Origin of the sequence: Promicromonospora sp. NPDC059942 (genome assembly GCF_042731755.1) — a bacterium.
Taxonomy (GTDB): Bacteria; Actinomycetota; Actinomycetes; order Actinomycetales; family Cellulomonadaceae; genus Promicromonospora.
On the sequence record NZ_JBHWLR010000004.1, the window covers coordinates 58,702 to 81,270 of the forward strand.

The window sequence follows — 22,569 nt, forward strand, 5'->3', positions numbered from 1 at the left end:
TTGCGGCCAGAGAAAAAAAAAAAACCCCCGGGCCTAAAAGGGGAGGCCACCGCGCCGGGGGACCGCAGCGGCCGGATCGGCGCCCGAAGCGTTCGCGTGGAGTTCAGGTCGGCGACACCTGGGGGCGGGAGGCTCGGGGCCATGCGACGTCGCCTCGCCGCCCTGCCGGCCGCCCTGCTGCTCGTGTCCCTGCTCGCACCGGTCGCGGCACCCGCGTCGGCCGTCGCGGACGGCGTGCACGGCACGCACGGCGTCGGCGGAGAGCACCGGACCGCCACCGTCACCACCTCGGTGGAGACTCCCCCGCTGTACGACGACGAGGCCGGGGGCAACGCGTCCGGCGACGACCCCGCGATCTGGGTGCATCCGGACGACTCGGAGCGGTCGATCGTGGTCGCGACGGCCAAGGAGGGCGGGCTCCGGGTCTACGACGTGGCCGCGACCGAGCTGCAGTCGGTCGCGGCCACGCCGGCCCCGCGCGCGGACGGCGTTCCCGGCCGGTTCAACAACGTGGACATCGCCTACGGCCTGAAGGTCGACGGCCGAGCGACCGATGTCGCCGTCGTCTCGGACCGGTACAACGACCAGGTCCGCTTCTTCGCGATCGACCCCGCGGGTGCCGACGCCGAGACGCCGCTCACCGAGGTCACCGCGCCGGAGCTGGAGTTCCTGTTCAGCCCGGACCGGGAGACGGTCGCGGAGGACCACACCGCGTACGGCCTGGCCGTCTACCAGCCGCGGCGCGGCGGCACGTACGCCGTCGTGACCCAGGAGGGCAGCACCACGATCGCGACGGCGCGGCTGACGACCGGGCCGGACGGCGTGGGCTACACCGACGTCGAGCACCTGGAGCTCCCCGGCGAGTTCCACCTGCCGGACGGCACCACCTGGGTGCCGTGCGAGGAGCCGGGCGTCGAGCCGCAGCTCGAGGGCGTGGCGGTCGACCGCCGCACCGGCACGCTGTACGCCACGCAGGAGGACGTCGGCCTGTGGCGGGTGCCGCTGCCGCTCGGCTCGGGCGCGCCGCGCCTCGTCGACAAGGTCAAGGACTTCGGCGTGCACGACGCCTACGACCCCGAGACCGAGGAGTGCGCCCCGGTGGACCCGGCGGCGCCGTCGTACGGCGGGACGAACCTGACCGCCGACGCCGAGGGCGTCGACATCTGGTACGGCCCCGGCCGCACGGGCTACATCATCGTCTCCAGCCAGGGCGACGACACCTACCCCGTCTACGCCCTGACCGGCCGCAACCGCTCGCTCGGCGCCTTCCGCGTCGCGGGCGACGGCGTGGACGACGTCAACGGCTCGGACGGCCTCGCGGTGTCCAACGCGCCCGTCGGCGAGTACCGGTCCGGACTGCTGGTCACGCACGACGAGCCCGAGACCGGGCCCGACGTCGACCCGGGCCGGGACGCCACGGGCTTCTCGTACGTGCACTGGGGCGACGTCGCGAGGGCCCTCCACCTGCACTGAGATCTGCGCGACCTGGCCGGGCCTGCCGGCCGGCCAGGTCGCGCCGCGCTCACGCCGTCCGACGGCGGAGCGTGGCCACCCCCAGCACCACCGCGCCCACGATGAACAGGACGATCACCCCGACGGCGCCGCGCACGCCCGACCAGTCCTCCCCCGCCGCGAGCGACGTCATCGCCTCGATGGCGTAGGTGAGCGGGAAGACCCGGGACAGCCACTCCAGGACCTCGGGCATCTGGTCGCGCGGCATGAGGAGGCCGCAGGTGATGAGCTGCGGGAACAGGATCGCGGGCATCATCTGCACCGCCTGGAACTCGCTCCGGGCCAGCGCGGAGGCGGCCAGGCCCAGGGTGCAGCCGAGGATCGCGTCGAGCAGCGCGACCACGACGACGAGCCAGAGCGGCCCGGCCACGTCCATCCCGACCAGCACGGCGAAGCCGACCACGACGCCCGCCTGCACCAGCGCGAGCGTCGCGAACGCGAGGCCGTAGCCCGCCACGAAGTCGCCCTTGCGGATCGGCGTGGTCATGAGCCGCTCCAGCGTGCCCGACTGCCGTTCCCGCAGCGTCGCCACGCTCGTGACCAGGAACATCACGATGAGCGGGAACAGGCCCACGAGCATGGGGCCGAACTGGTCGAGCACCTGGGGCTGGTCGTGGAACATCCAGGCGATCAGCCCGATCAGCAGGCACGGCAGCAGCAGGATGAGCGCGACCGTGCGGTGGTCCCCGCGCAGCTGGGACAGCACGCGGCCGGCGGTGGCGAGGGTCAGGGTCATCGCGCGGTCTCCTCGTGCGTCGGGGTGTCGTGCGTCGGCGTGGCGGCGGGGGTCCCGTCCGCCGGGGTGGCGGTGGCCGCGGCGTCGGCCGCGTCGATCAGGGAGAGGAACGCGCGCTCCGCGTCCGGCGCCCCGGTGCTGGTCAGCAGCTCGTCGGGCGTGGTGTCCGCGACCAGGCCGCCGGCCCGCATCAGCAGCAGGCGGTCGCACTGGGTGGCCTCGTCCATCACGTGGCTGGAGACCAGGAGGGTGCGCCCCTCGGCGGCGAGCCGCCGGAACACCGTCCACAGGTCGCGGCGCAGGACGGGGTCGAGGCCGACCGTCGGTTCGTCGAGCACGAGCAGCTCGGGGTCGCTGACCAGCGCCGCGGCCAGCGAGACCCGGGACCGCTCGCCGCCGGACAGCGTGCCGACCCGCTGCTTCTCGTGCCCGCCGAGGTCGACGGTCGCGACGGCCCCGGCGACCGCCTTCGCCGGGGACGAGACCCCGGCCAGGGCCGCGAAGTACCGCAGGTTCTGCGCCACGGTGAGGTCGGTGTAGACGCTGGCGTCCTGCGTCATGTAGCCGACCTTGCGGCGCAGGCCCGGGCTGCCCGCCGCGGCGTCGAGCACCTGGACGGTGCCGGTGACCTTGTCCTGGACACCCACGACGGTGCGCATGAGCGTCGTCTTGCCGGAGCCGGACGGCCCGAGCAGACCGACGACCGACCCCGCGGGGACGTCGAGGTCGAGCCCGTCGATGATCGGCCGCCCGCCCCGGACGACCCGCAGGTCCCGGATGACGATCGCGTTTTTCCTCATGTGAGGAATTGTGCTCCTGCGACGGCTACCGCGCAAGACCCTCCGCGGCACCCTCGGCGGCGGAGAGGGTGCCGGTGAGATAGCGCTGGAGGGTGGGGCCCACGAGCCGGGCCACCTCGGCCGGGGCGAGCGAGGCGAGCGGCTCCACCGGGATCAGGTAGCGGGTCAGCAGCACCCCCGACATCTGCGAGGCGACGAGCGCGGTGCGCACCGGGGCGTCGGGCACGGCGAGGGCGCGCATCACCGGCGCCAGGATGGCCGCGCCGATGAACTGCGGCAGCAGCCCGCGCAGCTCGGGATCGGACATCACGGCCGGGATGACCACGCGAACGGTGTCCCCGCCGTCGAAGTCCCAGATGCCGATGACCGCCTCCACGAGACGCTCCCCGAGCGACTCGACCGGGCCGGCGGACACCCGCTCCACCACCTTGTCCGGCTCGATCCCCGCGACGCCGAGCGTCGCCGTCAGCAGGCGCGCCTTGTCGGGGAACCAGTGCCGCACCGTGCCCGGGTCGACGCCGGCCCGGCGGGCCACGGCCCGGAGTGAGGCGGCCTGGTACCCGTTCTCCACGAACTCGTCACGGGCGGCGGCCAGGATCTCGGCGCGGGCGTCCTGCCCGGCAGGACGTCGGCCCCGCCGGGGCGCGGGATCAGGTTGGGCCATCCCGTCATTCTCGCCCACCACCCAGAACGCCGAGACAGAACTGTGGCGAGGTAGAACCGCAGCACGGGTCTGCGGTACTACCTCGCCACGGTTCTGTCTCGGCGAGAAGGGGGTCAGCGGGTAGCCGCCGCCCGCTTCTTGTTCCAGACGTCGAAAGCGACGGCCAGGAGCAGCACGATGCCCTTGACGATCTGCTGCGTCGACTGGTCGACACCCATGAGCGACATGCCGTTCGACATGACGGCCATGATCAGACCACCGACCATCGCGCCGGTCACCGTGCCGATGCCACCGGTCACGGCGGCGCCACCGATGAAGCACGCCGCGATCGCGTCGAGCTCGAACATGTTGCCCGCCGCCGGCTGAGCGGCGCTCGACCGGGCGGAGAACACGATGCCCGCGACGGAGGCGAGGAAGCCCATGTTCACGAACATCCAGAAGTTCACACGCTTGACCCGGACGCCGGACAGCTGCGCCGCGGCGAGGTTGCCACCGATGGCGTAGACGTGGCGGCCGAACACGCTGTGCTTGGTGATCAGCGTGTAGGCCAGGACCAGCACGGCCAGGATGATCAGCACGGCGGGCAGGCCGCGGTACGTGGCGAGGTTGTAGGCGAACCACATGACGACGGCGGCGACCACGACCAGCTTCAGCACGAACAGCACCGGAGCCTCGACCGTCTGGTTGTAGGCGATCCGCGCGCGGCGGTTGCGCCACGAGTTGTAGGCGAAGCCCAGCACGCCGATCGCGAAGATGACCAGCGTGAAGGTGTCGTACCCGTACCCGCCGAGCAGGCCGTTGAGGAAGCCCGTGGCGATGCTCGTGTACTCGCTCGGGAACGGCGAGAGCGAGACGTTGTTCAGCACCTCGAGCGTGAGGCCGCGGAACAGGAGCATGCCTGCCAGCGTCACGATGAACGCTGGGATACCTACGTACGCGACCCAGAACCCTTGCCAGGCACCGACCAGGAGTCCCGTGCCGAGCGCGGCGAGGACGCCGACCCACCAGGGCAGGCCGTTCCGGATGACGACGACGGCGGCGACCGCACCGGTCAGCGCGACCACCGACCCCACCGACAGGTCGATGTGCCCGCCGATGATGATGATCACCATGCCGATGGCGAGGATCAGGATGTACGAGAACTGCAGCACGAGGCTGGTGAGGTTCCGCGAGCTGAGCAGCAGTCCGTCGGTGAGCACCGAGAACAGCACGATGATCAGCACGAACGCGATGTAGATACCGCTGGTGCGGATGTTCCGGGTGAGCAGGTCCCGGATGTTGGCGATGCCGGTCATGCCGTCGCCTCCTGCGTCTCCTGCGTGGTCTCCTGCGTCATGAGAGCCATGAGTCCTTCCTGGGTGGCGGAGGGCACGTCGACCTCGCCAGTGATACGGCCGAAGGCCAGGGTGTAGATGCGGTCACAGATCCCGAGGAGCTCGGGGAGCTCCGACGAGATGACCAGCACGGCCTTCCCGGCAGCGACCAGCTCGTTGATGATGGTGTAGATCTCGTACTTGGCGCCGACGTCGATGCCGCGGGTGGGCTCGTCGAGGATCAGCACCTCAGGGGCGGTGTACAGCCACTTGGACAGCACCACCTTCTGCTGGTTGCCGCCCGAGAGCTTGCCCACCTCCACCAGCACGTTGGGGGTGCGGATGTTCATGGACGCGCGGTACTCCTCCGCGACCTTGAGCTCCTCGTTCTCGTCCACGAAGCCGTTCTTGGACAGCTTGCCGAGGCCTGCCGCCGAGATGTTCCGGCGGATGTCCTCGATGAGGTTGAGCCCGTACTGCTTGCGGTCCTCCGAGACGTAGGCGATGCCCGCCTTGATCGCGTCCGGCACGTCGCGCACGTCGACCGGCTGGCCGTGGATGTACGCCGTGCCGCTGATGTCCCGCCCGTAGGAGCGGCCGAACAGCGACATCGCGAGCTCCGTGCGCCCGGCGCCCATGAGTCCGGCGATGCCGACGACCTCGCCGGCGCGGACGTTCAGGTGCGCCTTGTCGACGACGACGCGCCCGGGCTGGGTCGGGTGGTACACCGTCCAGTCCTCGATGCGCAGCACCTCGTCGCCGGGGTTCGACACGCGGTCGGGGTACCGGTTGTCGAGGTCGCGCCCCACCATGCCGCGGATGATCCGGTCCTGGATCGCGTCGGACGAGGCGCCCGCGGTGGCCATGTCGAAGGTCTCGATCGACCGGCCGTCGCGGATGATGGTGGTGCGGTCCGCGATCTCGGCGATCTCCGCCAGCTTGTGGGAGATCATGATCGAGGTGATCCCCTGCTCCTTGAACTGCCGGAGCAGGCCGAGCAGGTGCTCGGAGTCGTTGTCGTTCAGCGCCGCCGTCGGCTCGTCGAGGATGAGCAGGCGCACGTCCTTGGAGATCGCCTTGGCGATCTCGACGAGCTGCTGCTTGCCCACGCCCAGCGCGGAGATGGGCGTCGTGGGCGACTCGCTCAGGCCCACCCGCGCGAGCAGCTCGGCCGCCTCGGCGTTGGTCCGGTTCCAGTCGATGGCGCCGCCCGCCCGGAGGCGCTCGTTGCCGAGAAAGATGTTCTCGGCGATCGACAGGTACGGGACGAGGGCGAGCTCCTGGTGGATGATCACCACGCCCAGCGCCTCGGAGTCGTTGATCGTGCCGAACTGGGCGGTCTCGCCGTCGAGCACGATGTCGCCCTCGTAGGTGCCGTGCGGGTACACACCCGACAGCACCTTCATCAGGGTGGACTTGCCCGCCCCGTTCTCGCCGCAGATCGCGTGGATCTCGCCCCGGCGGACGGTGAGGTTGACGTCCTGGAGTGCCTTGACCCCAGGAAATGTCTTGGTGATGCCGCGCATCTCGAGGATGTCGGTCGGCGCCGAATCGGCCATGCCAGTCCTTGTCGCGTACTTGTCGCCAATAGAGAGGGTGCGAGGCCGGGCCCGCCCGACGGCCCCGTGCCAGGCCGTCGGTCACCCGGAGGTGGCCTGACGGCCTGACACGGGGTCGGCGGTGTCGAGCCGGTGTCGCGAGGAGGTCAGACCTACTCGTCGACCTGACCGGAGGCGACCTCGTCCTCGGTGAGGTAGCCGGAGTCGATCAGCTCGGCCTGCAGGTTGTCCTTGGTGACGATCACCGTGGGCAGCAGGTACGACGGCACGATCTTCTTGCCGTTGTCGTACGTCTCGGTGTCGTTCGCCTCGGGCTCGTTGCCCTCGAGGAAGGACGTGGCGGCGGTGACGGCCTGCTCAGCCAGCAGACGCGTGTCCTTGAAGATCGTCGAGTACTGAGCGCCGTCGACGATCAGCTTGGCCGACGACGCCTCGGCGTCCTGGCCCGTGACGATCGGCGTCGCGAGGTCGCCCTTGCCGTAGCCGGCGTTCTCGAGGGCCGTGATGATGCCGCGCGAGATCACGTCGGCCGGGGCCAGCACACCGTCGACGTTCACGTCACCCTTGGTGTACGTGGCGGTCAGCAGGTCCTCCATGCGCTTCTGCGCACGCTCCTGCTCCCAGCGCTGGATGGCGACGGTGTCGAAGTCGACCTGCTTCGACGGCACGACGAGCGTCTTGTCGTCGATGTACGGCTGGAGCACGGACATGGCGCCGTTGAAGAAGAACCCGGCGTTGTTGTCGTCGGGGGAGCCGGCGAACAGCTCGATGTTGAACGGGCCCTCGGGCGCGTCCGCGGCCGGCTTGCCGTCCTCGCCGAGGATGCCCAGGCCGGTCAGCAGCGAGGTGCCCTGCTGCACGCCGACCTCGTAGTTGTCGAACGTGACGTAGAAGTCGACGTTCTCCGAGTCGCGGATGAGGCGGTCGTAGGAGATGACCGGGATGTCCGCAGCGGCGGCGGCCTCGAGCTGGCTGCCCAGCGCGGTGCCGTCGATCGAGGCGATGATGAGCGCCTCGGCGCCCTTGTTGATCATCGCGTCGATCTGCTGCTGCTGGGTCGGGATGTCGTCGCCCGCGAACTGCAGGTCGACGTCGTACCCGGCGTCCTCGAGACCCGTCTTCACGGCGTCGCCGTCGGCGATCCAGCGCTCGTACGTCTGGGTGGGCATGGCCACACCCACGAGGCCGCCGGCCTCGCCGTCCCCGGCACCACCACCGTCGGCGCCGCCACCCGCACCGGCACCGCCACCGCCGCACGCGGCGAGCGAGACGGCCATCGCGCCCGTTGCCAGCGCGGCCAGACCACGCGTAGCCCACAGCTTCCTTGCCATGACTTCTCCTCTTCGAGTGTTGCCCGGGCAACGTCTCTGCAACCCGGCCGACTTCACTTTGTGAACGCAACAGATTGTGAACGCTCACAAGCCCATTGGTCAAAGTCGCGTCGGCTGAACCCCGCCACGACCCATCGGTGACGGGGTTCACCGTAGCCGTGGTCCGGGAAAAGTAAGGAAGCCTTCTTGAATGGTTACGGCATCGAGACCGTCAACCGTTCAAGACATGTGTCAAGGAAGCGCGGGCTCGGCCGACCCGTCGCGCGGGCCGGCCGGGCCTCACCGGACGCTGCCGAGCGACAGCCCGCCCTGCCAGTACCTCTGCAACGAGAGAAACGCTGCGACCAGCGGAACCACGGACAGGAACGACCCCGTGACGATCAGGTTCCACACCTGCTCGCCGCCCGCGCCGGCGTTCGAGAGGGCCTGCCAGTTGTAGATGCCGACCGTCACCGGCAGCAGGTTGGGGTCCCGCAGGACCGCCAGCGGCAGGAAGAAGTTGTTCCATGTCGCGACCGTCGTCAGGAGCAGCACGGTCACGATCGCCGGCCGCAGCAGCGGTAGCACGACCTGGAAAAAGAGGCGAAGTTCACCCGCGCCGTCGACCCGCCCGGCGTCGAGCACCTCCTCCGGCACCGCGTCCTGGGCGTAGACCCGCACGAGGTAGACGCCGACCGGGCTCAGCAGCGACGGCAGGATCACCGCCCACATCGTGTTGAGCAGCCCCATCCCGCTCAGCAGCACGAAGGTGGGGATCACCAGCGCCGTCATCGGGACCATGACCGAGCCGAGCAGCAGGGCGAAGAACGCCGAACGCCCCCGGAACCGGTACTTGGCGAGGCCGTAGCCCGCGAGCACGGAGAGCGCCGTCGCGCCCACGCCGCCGGCGATCGCGTACACGAACGAGTTGCGGAACCACGTCCAGTAGATGCCGCCCTGGTGCGTGAAGAGCCCCGCGATGTTGTCCCAGAGCGCGAAGTCGGGGCCGAACCAGAGCGCGTCCCCGGCGAACAGGCCGGAGTTCGTCTTGGTGGACGCCACGGCGAGCCACCACAGCGGCACCACGAAGTAGATCGCGAGGAGCACGAGCACCACGTGCGAGCCGAGGCGACGGCCCTGGCCCACCGGGGCCGAGGTCTCGCGTGCCGCGCGGCCGGCCTGGGATCTGGAAAGAAGCGTCGAGGTCGCCATCACTTGAGCCCGCTCTGCTTGCGCGTCAGGAACAGGAACACGTACGAGCCCACGAACACGAGGAAGCCGAGCGCGAACGCCAGCGTCGAGGCGTAGTTGAACTGGCTGTAGTTGAACGCCGTCGCGAAGGCGTACATGTTCGGGGTGTAGTCGGACGGGATGGCGCCCTGCGCGGAGGACCGCAGCACCTGCGGCTCCGTGAAGAACTGCAGGGTGCCGATGAGCGCGAAGACCACGATCATCACCATCGACGACGAGATCATCGGCACCTTGATGCGCAGCGCGATCTGGCGGCCGTCCGCTCCGTCGAGCACCGCGGCCTCGTAGACCGAGGGGTCGATCGACCGCAGGGCCGCGTAGATGATGATCATGTAGTAGCCCACCCACTGCCAGGTCACGATGTTGACCAGCGACCCGAAGATGTTGGCGGAGCTGAGGAAGTTCGGCGCCGTCAGGCCCACCAGGCCGAACACGTCCTGCGCCGGGCCGAACCGGGGGCTGTACAGGAAGCCCCACATGAGGGCCCCGATGACCGCCGGGATCGCGTACGGCACGAAGATCAGCAGGCGCGTGGCCCGGCTGAGCCGCGTGGCGAGGGTGTCGAGCAGGAGCGCCGCCACGAGCGCGACCACGATCTGCACCGGCACCATGACCAGCACGAACCGGAGCACCCGCCACAGGCCCTCCAGGAACACCGGGTCCGTGAACGCCTTGACGTAGTTGTCGGCGCCCACGAACACGCTGCGCCCGGCCGTGGCGATGCCCTTGTTGTGCAGGCTCATCCACAGCGCGTAGCCCAGCGGCAGCACGAGGAACACGGCGAACACCGCGGCGAACGGCGCCACGTAGACGTATCCCCAGCGCTGCCGCCGGCTGGCGATCTTGCTGGTGGGGCGGGTCGCGGACGGCGCGACGGCGCTCTTGCTCGCGCTCATTCGGAGACCGTGAAACCCTGCTCGGTGGCGTACTGGACCAGCCCGTCCTGGACGGTGCCCAGGGCGGTGGCGGCGTCCGTGCCGTTCTGCACCATGTCGTACAGGGCCTGGGTCTGCTGGTCGTAGGCGTAGACCTGGAACGGGCTGAACGAGAAGCCCTGGTACCCGTTGGCCGCGTCCAGGAACACCTCCTCGTTGATCTTCTGCCCGCCGAAGAACGGCGCCTCGAGCCCCGTGAACCAGTCCGACTCGAGCATCGGCTTCCACTGCGGCCACAGGGCCGCCTCCTCGACGCCGAGCTTCCACGCCTCGTCGGTGTCGAACAGCTCCTTGGCCACGGTCGCGGCGGCCTCCGGCTGCTCGGACTGCGTGGTCACGGCGAAGGTCGAGCCGCCCCAGTTCACCTGCACCGGGTTCTCCGGGTCCCACTGCGGCAGCGGGGCCGCGCGCCACTCGGCGTCGGCGTCCGCCTCCGACAGGCCCTGCAGGTAGCCGGGGCCCCAGGCGGCCGCGAGGTAGACGGCGTAGGTGCCGTCCACGAGCGCCGCGTTGTAGTCGGTGGTGAAGGCGTCCTCGGTGGCCACCAGGTCGTCGTCGATCAGGCCCTTCCAGTAGCTCAGGACCTCCTCGGCCTCCGGGCTGTCGACGGTGATGCCCACCTCGGTCGGCTTGGCGGCGTCGTACTGGAACGGCTCCCAGCCGTTCTGGGCGAACAGCGCGTAGTTGAGCGCGTTGCCGTTGGTCGGGAAGTCGGTGATGTGCCCCTCGAAGCCCGCGTCGCGCAGGTCCTGGGCGGCGGTCGCGAACTCGTCCCAGGTGGTGGGCACCTCGACGCCGTACTGCTCGAAGATGTCGGCGCGGTAGAGCATGCCCATGGGGCCGCCGTCCACGGGGATCGCGTAGACCGCGTCGCCGTTGGAGACGTCGGACCAGGAGCCGGGGGTGTAGTCGCCCTCCAGCTCGGCGGCGCCGTACTCGGACAGGTCGACGAGCGACTCGAGGATCGTGAAGGTGGGCAGTACCTCGGCCTCGAGCATGATCACGTCGGGCGCGCCGGTGCCGGCCTCGATGGCGGTCTGGAACTTGTTGTACTCGTCCGCGCCCTGGCCCGCGTTGGTCCAGCAGACCTGCAGGTCGGTGTGGGTCTCGTTGAAGTTGTCCACGACCGACTCGAACGACGGGTACCACGCCCACACGGTCACCTGGGCGGCGTCGGGCTGATTGATCTCGTTGGTGCAGGTCGCCTCCTCGGCACCCCCGCTGCCCCCGGAGCAGGCCGTGAGGCCGATGGCGGATACGGCCACGGCGGCTGCGGCGGCCACGCCTCGGCGTCGGGCTGAAGTACGCATCCGAGTCCTCCTTGATTCGGTGCTCCGCGGTCGAGGGACCGCGTCGCTCCCGGCGTCGTCACCGGGTCACTTTTCAACGTTGTAGGAACGCCGGGCACCGTTCTACCGGCAACCATGCCGCCGTGGCAAGAGGTAGTGCGGTGATCGGTAGTTCGTCAGGCCCAGGTCATGTCGACGGCGACCTGCTCGGTTCCGCCCGGCTGGACGCCCACCACGTCGCCCTGCTCGCCCGTGGACTCGCGGCCCACGATCCGGGAGTCCGGCACCACCTTGCGGAAGGGCGCCGGGTCGCCGGACGCGCCGATGCGCTCCAGCAGCAGCTCCACCGCGGTGTGCGCGATCTGGTCCCGGCCGGGGTCCACGGACGAGAGCGCGGGGACGGAGAACCTCGCGTCGTCGACGTCGTCGAAGCCGATGAGTGCCACCTGGCCCGGCACGTCGATCCGGTGCGCGTGCAGGGCGTGCAGGGCACCGAGCGCCAGGGCGTCGTTGAGGGCGAAGACGGCGTCGATCTCCACCCCGTCGTCGAGCATCCGGCTCATCGTCTCGGCGCCGGTCGAGCGGTGCCAGAGGCCCGCCTCGCCGACCAGCGCGGGGTCGAACGGCAGCCCGGCCTCCGCCAGCCCCTCGCGGTAGCCCTCGGTCCGCAGCGCGGCCGACCCGACCTGCTCCCCCTCGTGCGCCCCGATCACCGCGATCCGACGCCGTCCCAGCGACGCCAGGTGGAGGGTCGCCGCCTTGGCAGCGGCCACGTTGTTCATCGTCACGTGGTCGGCGGGCGCCCCGAACACGCGCTCGCCGAGGATCACCAGCGGGAAGTCCACCGAGAACAGGCCGATGTCGTCCGGCCCCAGCGCCAGCGGCGAGAAGATCAGCCCGTCGGTCAGGTGGCGGCGCCGGCCCGAGAGCACCTCGGTCTCGCGTTCGCGGCTGGCGCTCGTCTGCTCGATGAGCACGGTCCAGCCGGCGGCGTCGGCGGCGGAGATGACGGCGTCGGCGAGCTCCGCGAAGTACGGGAGGGACAGCTCCGGGACCGCGAGCGTGATCAGTCCGGTCCGCCGCGTCCGGAGGTTCCGCGCGGACATGTTCACGCGGTAGCCGAGCTCCTCGATCGCGGCCTCGACGCGCTCCTTGGTCGCTGCGCGGATGTACGGGTAGCCGTTCACCACGTTCGACACGGTCTTGATCGAGACGCCGGCGCGTTGCGCCACGTCGTGCATCGTCACGGCCACGCTGCCAGCCTCCGGTCGGCGAGTTTTTCCACAGGGTAGAGGACGGGCATCGCTGCCGCGTCGTCCATCGGCTAGTGTGCAACGTTGTAGAACCGCCGACCGATCAGCGAGGAACAATGACGACCTCCCGCACCCGCGTCCTGCTGCACCCCGACTTCACCGTGGGCGCCGTCGACCGCCGCCTCTTCGGCTCCTTCGTGGAGCACCTGGGCCGCGCCGTGTACACGGGCATCCACGAGCCCGGCCATCCGACGTCGGACGAGCACGGCTTCCGCCGCGACGTCGCCGACCTGACCCGCGAGCTGGGCGTCACGACCGTCCGCTACCCGGGCGGCAACTTCGTGTCGAACTACCGGTGGGAGGACGCCGTCGGCCCGGTGGAGCAGCGCAAGCCGTTCCTCGACCTCGCCTGGCGCACCGTGGAGCCCAACCTCGTGGGCACCGACGAGTTCCTGCAGTGGGCCGAGCGCGAGGGCATCCAGCCGATGATGGCGGTCAACCTCGGCACGCGCGGCGTCGAGGAGGCCGTGGCGCTGCTGGAGTACTGCAACGGCGAGGCCGGCACCCGCTGGGCCGACCTGCGCATCGCCAACGGCCGCGAGAAGCCCTACGGGGTCAAGCTCTGGTGCCTGGGCAACGAGATGGACGGCCCGTGGCAGATCGGTCACAAGGACGCGCACGAGTACGGCAAGCTCGCCCGGAACGCGGGCGCCGCGATGAAGCTCGTCGACCCGTCGATCGAGCTGGTCGCGTGCGGCTCCTCCTCGATGCAGATGCCCACGTTCGGCGAGTGGGAGCGCACCGTCCTGGAGTACACGTACGACCTGGTGGACCACATCTCGATGCACGCCTACTACGAGGAGGTCGACGGCGACCGCGCGTCATTCCTCGGCTCGGGCACCGCGATGGACCGGTTCATCGAGCGGGTCGTGTCCTCGGCCGACGCCGTGGGGGCGCAGCGCCGCTCGGACAAGAAGATCACCGTCAGCTTCGACGAGTGGAACGTCTGGTACCTGACCACCCGGTTCCCCGGCGAGGAGAACCTGCCGATCCAGCGGGACGCCCCGCGCATCATCGAGGACGTCTACTCCGGCCTGGACGCCGTCGTGGTGGGCGACCTGCTGGTCACGCTGCTGAACCACGCCGACCGCGTGCCCGTGGCCTGCCTGGCCCAGCTCGTCAACGTGATCGCACCGATCATGACCGAGCCGGCCGGCGAGGCGTGGCGGCAGCCCACGTTCCACCCGTTCGCGACGACGGCGCGGCTCGCGCAGGGCGAGGCGCTCGACCTACGCGTGACCACGCCCTCGATCACGACCAAGGCCCACGGCGACGTGCCGTCGGTGACGGCCGCGGCCACGCTGTCGGACGGCGCGGTGGCGCTGTTCCTGACCAACCGCTCCCCCGAGCCGGTCGAGGTCGAGCTGGCGCACCCGGGCGCGGCGCTCGGGATCACCGAGGGCTGGTCGATGACGGCCGACCACGAGCCCGCCGTCGTCGGCCCGGAGCACGCGGCGAAGGTGGCCGAGAAGCACTGGGGAGCGTTCGACGTGGCCGGCCGCGTGGCCGGGGGCGGCGCCGCCGGGGGTGCCGCCGGCAGCACCACGATCACCCTGCCGCCGGAGTCGTGGACGGCCCTGTCGGGCACCCTCGCGTCGTCCTGAGCACGTGAGACGTGTCAGCCGTACAGGTCACCGGAATGACCTGTACGGCTGACACACCGGGAGCGCGGGAGAGCGTCAGAGAGCCGGTCAGGACTCGCTGTCGAAGCCGAAGCCGCCGTCGGCCTCCGCCGCACGCCAGAAGTCGCGCAGCATCTCCTCCGGCGTGTGCAGGTTGTGCCGGCTCGCCACGGGCTCCTCGTCGCCCGAGATCGCCTTGACCTCGTCGTGGATGCGCTCCATCGAGGTGTCGAGCGACCAGGCGACGTCTGCGGCGAGCTTGAGCGAGTCGGTGAGGTGCCGCGGCACGTCGCCGTCGTACTTGTAGTAGATCTTGTGCTCCAGGCTCGCCCAGAAGTCCATGGCGATGGTCCGGAGCTGGATCTCGACGATCACCTTCTCGACCCGGTCGGACAGGTACACGGGGATCTGCACGATGAGGTGCAGCGACTTGTACCCCGTCGCCTTCGGGTGCTTGATGTAGTCGCGCTCCTCGAGCAGCGTCAGGTCCGTCTGCTGGAGCAGCATGTCGCGCACCAGGTAGATGTCGTTGACGAAGCTGCAGGTGATCCGCACTCCGGCGACGTCGAACATCTGCTCGCGCACGCCCTCCGGCGTCAGCGGGATGCCCTTGCGCCGGCACTTGGCGACGATCGACTCGAACGACTTGAGCCGCGACCCCACGTGCTCCACGGGGTTGTAGTTCTGCATGTGCCGGAACTCGTCCCGGAGGATCGAGATCTTGGTCATGACCTCGTCGATCCCGAACTTGTAGGTCAGCACCAGACGGCGGAGGTCGGCGACCAGCTGACGCAGCTCGGCAGGATCAGGCATGGGGCGTTCCCGGACGTCCTCGGGCAGCTTGCTCACGGGACCACCGTACGGGGTGACGGTGGTCCCGTGGGCATGAACCGGCTAACGCTCCTGAAGACGCAGGAACGTGATCGAGTGGGCCGGGAAGTCGTACGTGAACTCCGACCCACCGCCGGAGCGGGTCACGTCGAGCCGCGTCCTGCTCTCGACGGGTACCACCCGTTCGGGCTGGGTCTTGGTGTTCCTGGCCGACGGCGCCCCGGTCATCTCCGTGACCTCGGCACGGGAGGCCAGCGCGGCCCCCGCCACCGAGACCGCCGTGCGCGCCACCGACTCGTACGGGTTGACCACCTTGAGCACCAGGTCGCCGGTGCGCTCGTCGCGCGTGACCACCTGGTACAGCGACTCGGTGGTCGGCTCGGTGTACGTCATCTGCAGCTCGCCGTCCAGGTAGAGCTTGATGGTGCGGCCCGAGACGACGACCTTGACGTGGTAGTCCCGGCCCGTCTGCATCGAGTGCCCCTCCACCGCCGCGACCTCGTTCGCCGAGCTGTTGTCGGCCCGCTGCAGCGCCTGCCGGGTGTTGTTCCACCCGCCGAGGTTCCACCAGTAGAAGTCGTCCCGGCCGCCGGCCGCGAACCCGACGAGGAACGCCTCGCTGCCGCCCAGCTTCCGGGCGTCGAGCTCCAGGGTGTAGTTGTCCCAGTCCTTGGCGTACGCGTCCGTGATGATCGAGCGGGCGTCGGTGACGTTCCCGGCCGACTGCACGTACTCGCCGTCGGTCACGGCCCACGTCCCGGACTGGGGGTCCCAGCCGGACGCGTCGTCGAACGAGTCGGAGAAGAGCACCTCGCCGGACGCGTTGTCGGTGACCACGACGTCGTCGTAGGCCGCCCGGGTGTTCCACGTCGACAGGAAGACGCCACCCGAGATGTCCGCGGGCGTCTCCTCCGGGCCGTCGTGCGTGGACGGGACCACCTGGTCGCCCGTGTTCGTCATGAACATCTTCTGCGTCCAGTACGACGTCGAGCCCCACGACTCGTCGTTGTCGAACCACATCATGTCCGGGGACCACTGCACGTAGTCCTCGTTGGCGAACATCGGCGCGTACGAGGCGAGCTCCACCAGGTCGGAGTTGCGCTCGATCCCGGTCATGTACGCGGCCTCGGACAGCGCGTTCGACCACGCGTTGCCCCTTGAGGCGTACTCACCGAGGAAGACGTGCGGGCCCTCGCGGTCGTAGGAGTCGTAGCGCTCGGTGTTCGACAGGAACCACGACGGGTCGTTGTAGTAGTGCTCGTCGACCATCGCGACGCCCTGCTCGCGGTTGAAGTCCCACAGCTCCTCGAACCGGGCGCCGGTGTCGTCCGGGCCGGAGTTGGAGATCACGGTGACCTCCGGGTGGGCCGCCTCGACGGCGTCACGGAACCGCGGGAAGTTGGCCTGGAACGTGTCGGTGTTCTCCTCGTTGCCCAGGCCGATGTACCTCAGGCCGAACGGCTTGGGGTGCCCCAGCGAGGCCCGCACCTTGCCCCACTTCGTCCTCACCGACCCGTTGGCGAACTCGATGAGGTCCACGGTGTCCTGCACCCAGCGGTCGATGCGGGCGTCGTCGGTCATCTCGGGGATGGTGCTGCCGCAGCCGTTGGCGCCCACCGAGAGCACGGGCAGCGGCGTCGCGCCCAGGTCCTCCGCGAACTCGAAGTACTCCAGGTAGCCCAGGCCGTAGGTCTGGTTGTAGCCCCAGAAGTTCCAGTTGGTGGGGCGCTCCTCGACCGGCCCGATGGTCTCCTTCCACTGGTAGGTCCGACGGCGGTCGGCGCCGTCCGACTCCAGGTACGTGTCGAAGGTGCCCACGTTCGTGACGCAGCCCCCGGGGAACCGCAGGAACGACGGCTCCAGGTCGGCGACCTTCTCCGCGAGGTCCTTGCGCAGCGCCGAACGCCCGTTGACCGGGCCCACCCAGGTGTCACGCGGGAAGAGCGAGACCATGTCCAGGCGCAGCGTGCCGCGAGCGCCGCCGGTCACCACGAGCCGGGCGTCGTTCACGGTGCGGTTCGCGGTGAGGGTGGCGGTGTGCTTCTTCCAGCGGTCGGAGCCGTTGACGGCGACCGTGGTGGACGCGTACGTCGTCGAGCCGTCGGGGGACTCCAGGCTGACCGTGAGGCGCTGCCCGCGCTCGGCCCGGGCGAACACCGAGAAGTCGTACTTCTTGCGCTTCTCGAGGGCGAAGCCCTTGTTGTAGCTCGCGTTGCGCACGCCGACGCCGGGGCCGTCGGCCTCGACCGTCAGGTAGGCCCGGTTGCTGTCGTTGAGCCACTGGCCCCGCTCGGACTCGACGACGGCGGTGCCCGCAGAGCCTCGCTGCACCACGTCCCAGCCGGTCATCCCGGTGAAGCTCGAGTTGTCGGTCGCGGCGAACTCGAAGGACCGGTTGCGGACCAGCTCGGCGTACAGGCCGCCGTCGGCGGCGTAGTTGATGTCCTCGTAGAAGACGCCGTAGAGGTCGTCGCTCATCTCCGTGCCGGCGGCGTCGGCGTCGACGTCGAGCGTGTGCTCCTGGACCGGGGTCGCGGCGGGCGGGTACGCGGCGAGCAGCCGCTCCCGCTCCTCGGCCGTGATCGGCAGGACCGTCCCGTGCCGCGGGCTGGCCGGCAGGATCGCGTCGAGGTTCGCCGTCCACTCGCCGCTGCTGAGGTCGTCGGTCTCGAAGAGCATGTAGCCCTGGCCGCCGTGGTAGCTGGGCTGGTCCTGGAGCAGGAACCAGCGGTCGTCGGTGAGCGACGGGAACAGCGTGGGGCCCTCGCCCCCGGTGAACGTGCCGCCCCACGGGTTCGGCTGGCCGAACCCGACGCGCTCCTTGATCAGGTCCCAGCCGTCACCCTCGGTCACGCCCTGGGTGCGGCGCAGGTCGGTGGACGACTCCTGCCGCATCCCCATGTACGACTCGTCCTTGGTGAGGCGGTAGTAGACGCCGTCCTCGTGCGCGACCGTGGAGTCGATCATGCCGAGGCCGTCACCCTGCGGCTCGTCGATCCAGGGCTGCGGCTCCGAGAACGTCTCGAAGTCGGTGGTGGTCGCGTACAGCATGCGCTGGTAGGAGTCGCGGATGTCGCGCTCGGCGGGCGGGACGTCGTCGGGGTAGAGCGCCGAGGCCCAGTAGACGACGAACTCCCCCGCCGCCTCGTCCCAGTACGCCTCGGGGGCCCACAGGTTGCCGGCGTTCTCGGGCGCCAGCTCGATCTCGCGCTGCTCGCCCCAGCTCACCAGGTCGGTGGACTCCCAGACCATGATCGACCGGCTGCCGGTCTCCTGGGCGTCGCCGAAGTTGCCGCCGCCGTAGATCTGCAGGTCGGTGGCGAGCAGGTAGTAGGTGCCGTCGCCGCCGCGGATGAGGAAGGGGTCGCGCAGGCCCTTCGTCCCGAGGTCGGAGGTGAGCACGGGCTCGCCGCCGTTCAGGGTGGTCCACTCCAGCGGGTAGGGCCCGTCCGAGACGGCGAACGAGATGGTCTCGCCGTCCGCGGTGGACTCGCCTGTGAAGTAGGGGAAGAAGTAGGCGGCGTGCTCGCCGTCGGCGGCGGCCGGCGCGGGGGCGACCGGCGCGAGGGCCGCCGGTCCGGCCGGGACGACGGCGGACGTCGTCGCCGCCGCGACCCCGGGGACGGCCAGCCCCAGGGTCAGTGCTGCCGCCACGAGGGCGGTCCTGCGTCTCGTCGATCTCTTCATCGTTGTAATCCTTCTCGTCACGTCGTTGTGGCTGTGCGGATGGGACTGCGCCCCTGACTCGGCATGCCTGGCACGCCGAGTCAGGGGACGGGTTACGTTCTGCGGAGGCTCAGGACGCGCTGGAGCAGCACGAAGATCAGCAGCAGCACGCCGATCACGATCTTGGTCCACCAGGAGCTCAGGGTGCCCTCGAACGTGATGATGGTCTGGATCAGGCCGAGCACCAGCACGCCGAGCACGGAGCCGAGCACGAACCCGGTGCCGCCCGTGAGCAGCGTGCCGCCGATGACGACGGCGGCGATGGCGTCGAGCTCCATGCCGACGCCGGTCAGCGAGTAGCCGGACCGGAACGCCATCGCGAACAGCAGGCCGCCGAGCCCGGCGCAGGTGCCGCTCACCACGTAGGCGAGCACCTTGGTGCGGGCGACGGGCAGGCCCATGAGCAGCGCGGACTGCTCGCCGCCGCCGATCGCGTACACCGTGCGGCCGAACCGCGTGAAGTGCAGCACCAGGAACCCGAGGCCCACCACGATCAGCGCGATCAGCACGCTGGAGGTCATGCGCCACTGGCCGAAGATCTGCACCCAGGTGGACAGCTCGATGAACGCGGGGTTGTCGATCGCGATGGACTCCGGCGCGATGAGGAAGCACAGGCCGCGCGCGAGGAACATGCCCGCGAGGGTCGCGACGAACGGCTGCACCTGGAAGTAGTGGATCATCACGCCGTGCGCCAGGCCGATCACCGTCCCGGCGAGCACGGCGAGCGGGATCACCACGGCCACCGGCCAGCCGGCCTGGAGCAGGGCCGCGGTGATCACCGTGGACAGCGCCAGGACCGAGCCGACCGACAGGTCGATGCCGCCCGTGAGGATCACGAACGTCATGCCCACCGCGAGCACGATGAGGTGCGCGTTGTTGATGAACAGGTTGGAGATCACGGCGGGCGTCAGGAAGTTCTCGTACCGGGTGCCGCCCACGATCAGCATGAGGGCGAGCACCACGAACGTGCCCAGCACCGGCAGGTAGCGCCGGTCCAGCCGGGTGGGGAGCCGCAGCCCGCGGCGGGCGCGCGGGGTACGGGCGGGGGCCGACGTCGTCATCAGGCCTTCACCTCCGTCGAGTCGGGGGTCGAGTCGGGGCGAGCGGCGGGCTGCGGCTCGGTCGGTGCCAGGACCTGGCGGCGGCGCGCGGCCGTGAGCCGCTCCCGCATCCGGGGCGACTGGAGCAGGGTCACCGCGATGACGACGAGCGCCATGAACAGCGGCGTGACCAGCGGCGAGATGCCGAGGACGGTGACGGTCCGCTCCAGGGTGGCGATGACCAGCGCGCCGACCAGGGTGCCGGAAAGGTTGAACTTGCCGCCCGAGAGCGCCGTCCCGCCGATCACCACCGCGAGGATCGCGTCGAGCTCGATGAACAGGCCGGCGTTGTTGGCGTCGGCCGCCATGGTGTCGGCGCTGATCAGGAGGCCGGCCAGGCCCGCGAACAGGCCCGACGCCGTGTACACGGTCCAGGTCAGTGTCCTGGACCGCACGCCGGAGAGCCGGCTGGCGGCGGGGTTGATGCCCGTGGCCTCCAGCAGCATGCCGAGCGCGGTGCGCCGCACGACGAACGCGACCACGGCGAAGACGCCGAACGCGATGACGGCGGCCACGGGCAGGCCGAGCCAGAAGCCGGAGCCCAGCACCTTGAACGGCGCGCTGTTGACGGTGGTGATCATGCCGCCGGTGATCAGCATGGCCACACCGCGGCCCGCCGTCATGAGGATCAGCGTGGCGATGATCGGCTGGATGCCCAGCGCGGACACCAGGAACCCGTTCCACACGCCCAGCACCAGGCAGAGCGCCAGGGCCAGGCCGATGGCGGTGAGCACGGTGACCGGCGAGTCCGGGTCCGGTGACGACGCGATGTGCGACAGCGCGACCGCCCCGGAGACCGCGACCACCGCGCCGACCGACAGGTCGATGCCGCGCGTCGCGATGACCAGCGTCATGCCGAGGGCGACGAGCAGCAGGGGCGCCGTCGTCCGCAGGATGTCGATCGGGGCCCCGAAGAGGTGACCGTCCCGGACGGTGACCGCCAGGAAGCTCGGCCGGGCGACCGTGTTGGCGACCAGCAGCGCGACGAGCGCGGCCACGGGCCAGAACAGGTGGTGGCGCAGGACGTCCCTCATGCTGCCCCACCTCCCGCGATGAGGTCGACCACCTGGTCCATCGTGGCTCCGTTCCCGTCGATCTCCGCCACCTTGCGGCGGTCGCGCAGCACCGCGATGCGGTGCGAGATGCGCAGCACCTCCTCGAGCTCCGCGGAGATGAAGACGACGGACATGCCGTCGGCGGCCAGCTCGGCCACCAGCTTCTGGATCTCCGCCTTCGCGCCGACGTCGATGCCGCGCGTCGGCTCGTCCAGCACCAGCAGCTTCGGGGCGGTGGCGAGCCACCGCGCGAGCAGCACCTTCTGCTGGTTGCCGCCGGACAGGTTGCGCAGCAGCGCCTCCGGGTTGGCGGGCCGGATGCCGAGCTGCTTGATGTACTTCGCGACCAGCTCGTCCACCTGCTTGCGGGGCAGCGGCCGCATCCAGCCGCGCTCCGCCTGGAGCGCGAGCACGATGTTCTCGCGCACGGTGAGGCCGTCCACGACGCCCTCGCCCTTGCGGTCCTCGGACGTGTACGCGATGCGGTGGCGCATGGCCGCGCGCGGGTTCCGCAGGCGCGTCGGCCGCCCGGACACGCGGGCCTGTCCGACGTCGGCCCGGTCGGCGCCCGTGAGCAGGCGCGCCAGCTCCGTGCGGCCCGAGCCGAGCAGCCCGGCGAGGCCGACCACCTCCCCCTCGTAGAGGTCGAGGTCGAACGGCTGCACCGAACCCTTGCGGCCCAGGCCGACCACCTGCAGCAGCGGGGTGGTGTCGGCGGGGCGCTCGGCCTGCTCCAGCACCTCCTCCGCGGCCTCCAGGACGTCCATGGACCGGCCGATCATGTGCTGCACCAGCTCGGCGGCGGGCAGGTCGGCGGTCACGTACTCCCCCACGAGGGCGCCGTTGCGCAGCACCGTCATCCGGTCGGAGACCTCGTAGACCTGGTCCAGGAAGTGGCTGACGAACAGGATCGCGACGCCGTCGGCCCGCAGCGCGCGCATGACGGTGAACAGGTGCTCGACCTCGTCGGTGTCCAGGCTGGAGGTGGGCTCGTCGAGGATGAGCACCTTGCAGTCGCCCACCGTGGCCCGGCAGATCGCCACGAGCTGCTGCACCGCCAGCGAGTGCGACCCCAGGGACGACGCCGGGTCGATGTCCAGGCCCATCCGCTCCAGGTGCGTCGCCGCCTGCCGGCGGATCGCCCGCCAGTTCAGGCCGCCCAGCACCCGCGGCTCCGCGCCGAGCATGATGTTCTCCGCGACCGTGAGGTTCTCGCAGAGATTGACCTCCTGGTACACGGTGCTGACGCCGTGCGCCCGGGCGTCGGCGGGGCCGCTGAACCTGCGCTCGACGCTGTCGACGCGGATGGTCCCCGCCGTCGGCGAGTGGATGCCCGTCAGGGCCTTGATGAGGGTGGACTTGCCCGCGCCGTTCTCGCCCATGAGGGCGTGGATCTCACCGGGGCGCAGGCTGAAGTCGACGCCGTCGAGGGCCGTGACCGGCGGGAACTCGACGCTGATGCCGGTCATCTCGACGACGGGTGGTGTGGTCTGCTGGGTCATCCTCGACCTTCTGTCTGGCGTGCTGCGACACCCTGGCTACGTGCTCCGTCG

The 22,569-nt window shown here is 70.2% G+C and carries 17 protein-coding genes; 2 read left to right on the forward strand and 15 right to left on the reverse strand.

Features of this window, described 5'->3' with window-relative positions; all coding sequences use genetic code 11:
- Positions 1–141 precede the first annotated feature (141 nt).
- Positions 142–1,473 (forward strand): phytase, encoded by a 1,332-nt coding sequence (locus ACFV9Q_RS07635; protein ID WP_377233894.1) that lies wholly within the window; start codon positions 142–144, stop codon positions 1,471–1,473.
- A 49-nt stretch (positions 1,474–1,522) separates the two neighbouring features.
- On the opposite strand, the gene ACFV9Q_RS07640 is transcribed toward ACFV9Q_RS07635, so the two are convergent.
- The 10 genes from ACFV9Q_RS07640 to ACFV9Q_RS07685 form a co-directional block, all read right to left on the reverse strand.
- A complete protein-coding gene (locus ACFV9Q_RS07640) occupies positions 1,523–2,248 on the reverse strand; it encodes an ABC transporter permease (RefSeq protein ID WP_377227729.1) in 726 nt (241 codons plus the stop codon).
- Positions 2,245–3,048, reverse strand: a complete 804-nt coding sequence (locus ACFV9Q_RS07645) for an ABC transporter ATP-binding protein (RefSeq protein WP_377233895.1) — start codon at positions 3,046–3,048, stop codon at positions 2,245–2,247. Before ACFV9Q_RS07645 ends, ACFV9Q_RS07640 begins: the two co-directional genes overlap by 4 nt.
- 25 nt (positions 3,049–3,073) lie before the next feature.
- A complete protein-coding gene (locus ACFV9Q_RS07650) occupies positions 3,074–3,712 on the reverse strand; it encodes a TetR family transcriptional regulator (RefSeq protein WP_377227727.1) in 639 nt (212 codons plus the stop codon).
- A gap of 113 nt (positions 3,713–3,825) precedes the next feature.
- Positions 3,826–5,007, reverse strand: coding sequence for a multiple monosaccharide ABC transporter permease (gene mmsB, locus ACFV9Q_RS07655; protein ID WP_377233896.1), 1,182 nt, complete (start codon positions 5,005–5,007; stop codon positions 3,826–3,828).
- A complete protein-coding gene (gene mmsA / locus ACFV9Q_RS07660) occupies positions 5,004–6,584 on the reverse strand; it encodes a multiple monosaccharide ABC transporter ATP-binding protein (RefSeq protein WP_377233897.1) in 1,581 nt (526 codons plus the stop codon). The genes mmsB and mmsA overlap by 4 nt, the downstream gene beginning before the upstream one ends.
- A gap of 152 nt (positions 6,585–6,736) precedes the next feature.
- Positions 6,737–7,915: a multiple monosaccharide ABC transporter substrate-binding protein gene (gene chvE / locus ACFV9Q_RS07665; protein WP_377233898.1), complete on the reverse strand. Its 1,179-nt coding sequence runs from the start codon at positions 7,913–7,915 to the stop codon at positions 6,737–6,739.
- A gap of 279 nt (positions 7,916–8,194) precedes the next feature.
- A complete protein-coding gene (locus tag ACFV9Q_RS07670; protein ID WP_377233899.1) occupies positions 8,195–9,106 on the reverse strand; it encodes a carbohydrate ABC transporter permease in 912 nt (303 codons plus the stop codon).
- Positions 9,106–10,041, reverse strand: a complete 936-nt coding sequence (locus ACFV9Q_RS07675) for a carbohydrate ABC transporter permease (protein ID WP_377233900.1) — start codon at positions 10,039–10,041, stop codon at positions 9,106–9,108. Before ACFV9Q_RS07675 ends, ACFV9Q_RS07670 begins: the two co-directional genes overlap by 1 nt.
- On the reverse strand, positions 10,038–11,390 hold the full coding sequence (locus tag ACFV9Q_RS07680) for an ABC transporter substrate-binding protein (protein WP_377233901.1): 1,353 nt from the start codon (positions 11,388–11,390) through the stop codon (positions 10,038–10,040). The genes ACFV9Q_RS07675 and ACFV9Q_RS07680 overlap by 4 nt, the downstream gene beginning before the upstream one ends.
- A 155-nt stretch (positions 11,391–11,545) precedes the next feature.
- A complete protein-coding gene (locus ACFV9Q_RS07685; RefSeq protein WP_377233902.1) occupies positions 11,546–12,622 on the reverse strand; it encodes a LacI family DNA-binding transcriptional regulator in 1,077 nt (358 codons plus the stop codon).
- Positions 12,623–12,738: 116 nt separating this feature from the next.
- Between ACFV9Q_RS07685 and ACFV9Q_RS07690 the strand changes: the two genes are divergently transcribed.
- Complete coding sequence (locus tag ACFV9Q_RS07690) at positions 12,739–14,286, forward strand: alpha-N-arabinofuranosidase (RefSeq protein WP_377233903.1); 1,548 nt, start codon at positions 12,739–12,741, stop codon at positions 14,284–14,286.
- Positions 14,287–14,373: 87 nt separating this feature from the next.
- On the opposite strand, the gene ACFV9Q_RS07695 is transcribed toward ACFV9Q_RS07690, so the two are convergent.
- The 5 genes from ACFV9Q_RS07695 to ACFV9Q_RS07715 form a co-directional block, all read right to left on the reverse strand.
- Positions 14,374–15,153, reverse strand: a complete 780-nt coding sequence (locus ACFV9Q_RS07695; RefSeq protein ID WP_377227720.1) for a GTP pyrophosphokinase family protein — start codon at positions 15,151–15,153, stop codon at positions 14,374–14,376.
- A gap of 45 nt (positions 15,154–15,198) precedes the next feature.
- Complete coding sequence (locus ACFV9Q_RS07700) at positions 15,199–18,822, reverse strand: alpha-L-arabinofuranosidase C-terminal domain-containing protein (RefSeq protein ID WP_377233904.1); 3,624 nt, start codon at positions 18,820–18,822, stop codon at positions 15,199–15,201.
- Between the two features lie 92 nt (positions 18,823–18,914).
- Positions 18,915–19,922, reverse strand: coding sequence for a galactofuranose ABC transporter, permease protein YjfF (yjfF, locus tag ACFV9Q_RS07705; RefSeq protein WP_377227718.1), 1,008 nt, complete (start codon positions 19,920–19,922; stop codon positions 18,915–18,917).
- Positions 19,922–20,995, reverse strand: coding sequence for an ABC transporter permease (locus ACFV9Q_RS07710; protein WP_377227717.1), 1,074 nt, complete (start codon positions 20,993–20,995; stop codon positions 19,922–19,924). The genes yjfF and ACFV9Q_RS07710 overlap by 1 nt, the downstream gene beginning before the upstream one ends.
- Positions 20,992–22,518, reverse strand: coding sequence for a sugar ABC transporter ATP-binding protein (locus ACFV9Q_RS07715; protein ID WP_377233905.1), 1,527 nt, complete (start codon positions 22,516–22,518; stop codon positions 20,992–20,994). Before ACFV9Q_RS07715 ends, ACFV9Q_RS07710 begins: the two co-directional genes overlap by 4 nt.
- Positions 22,519–22,569: the final 51 nt, after the last annotated feature.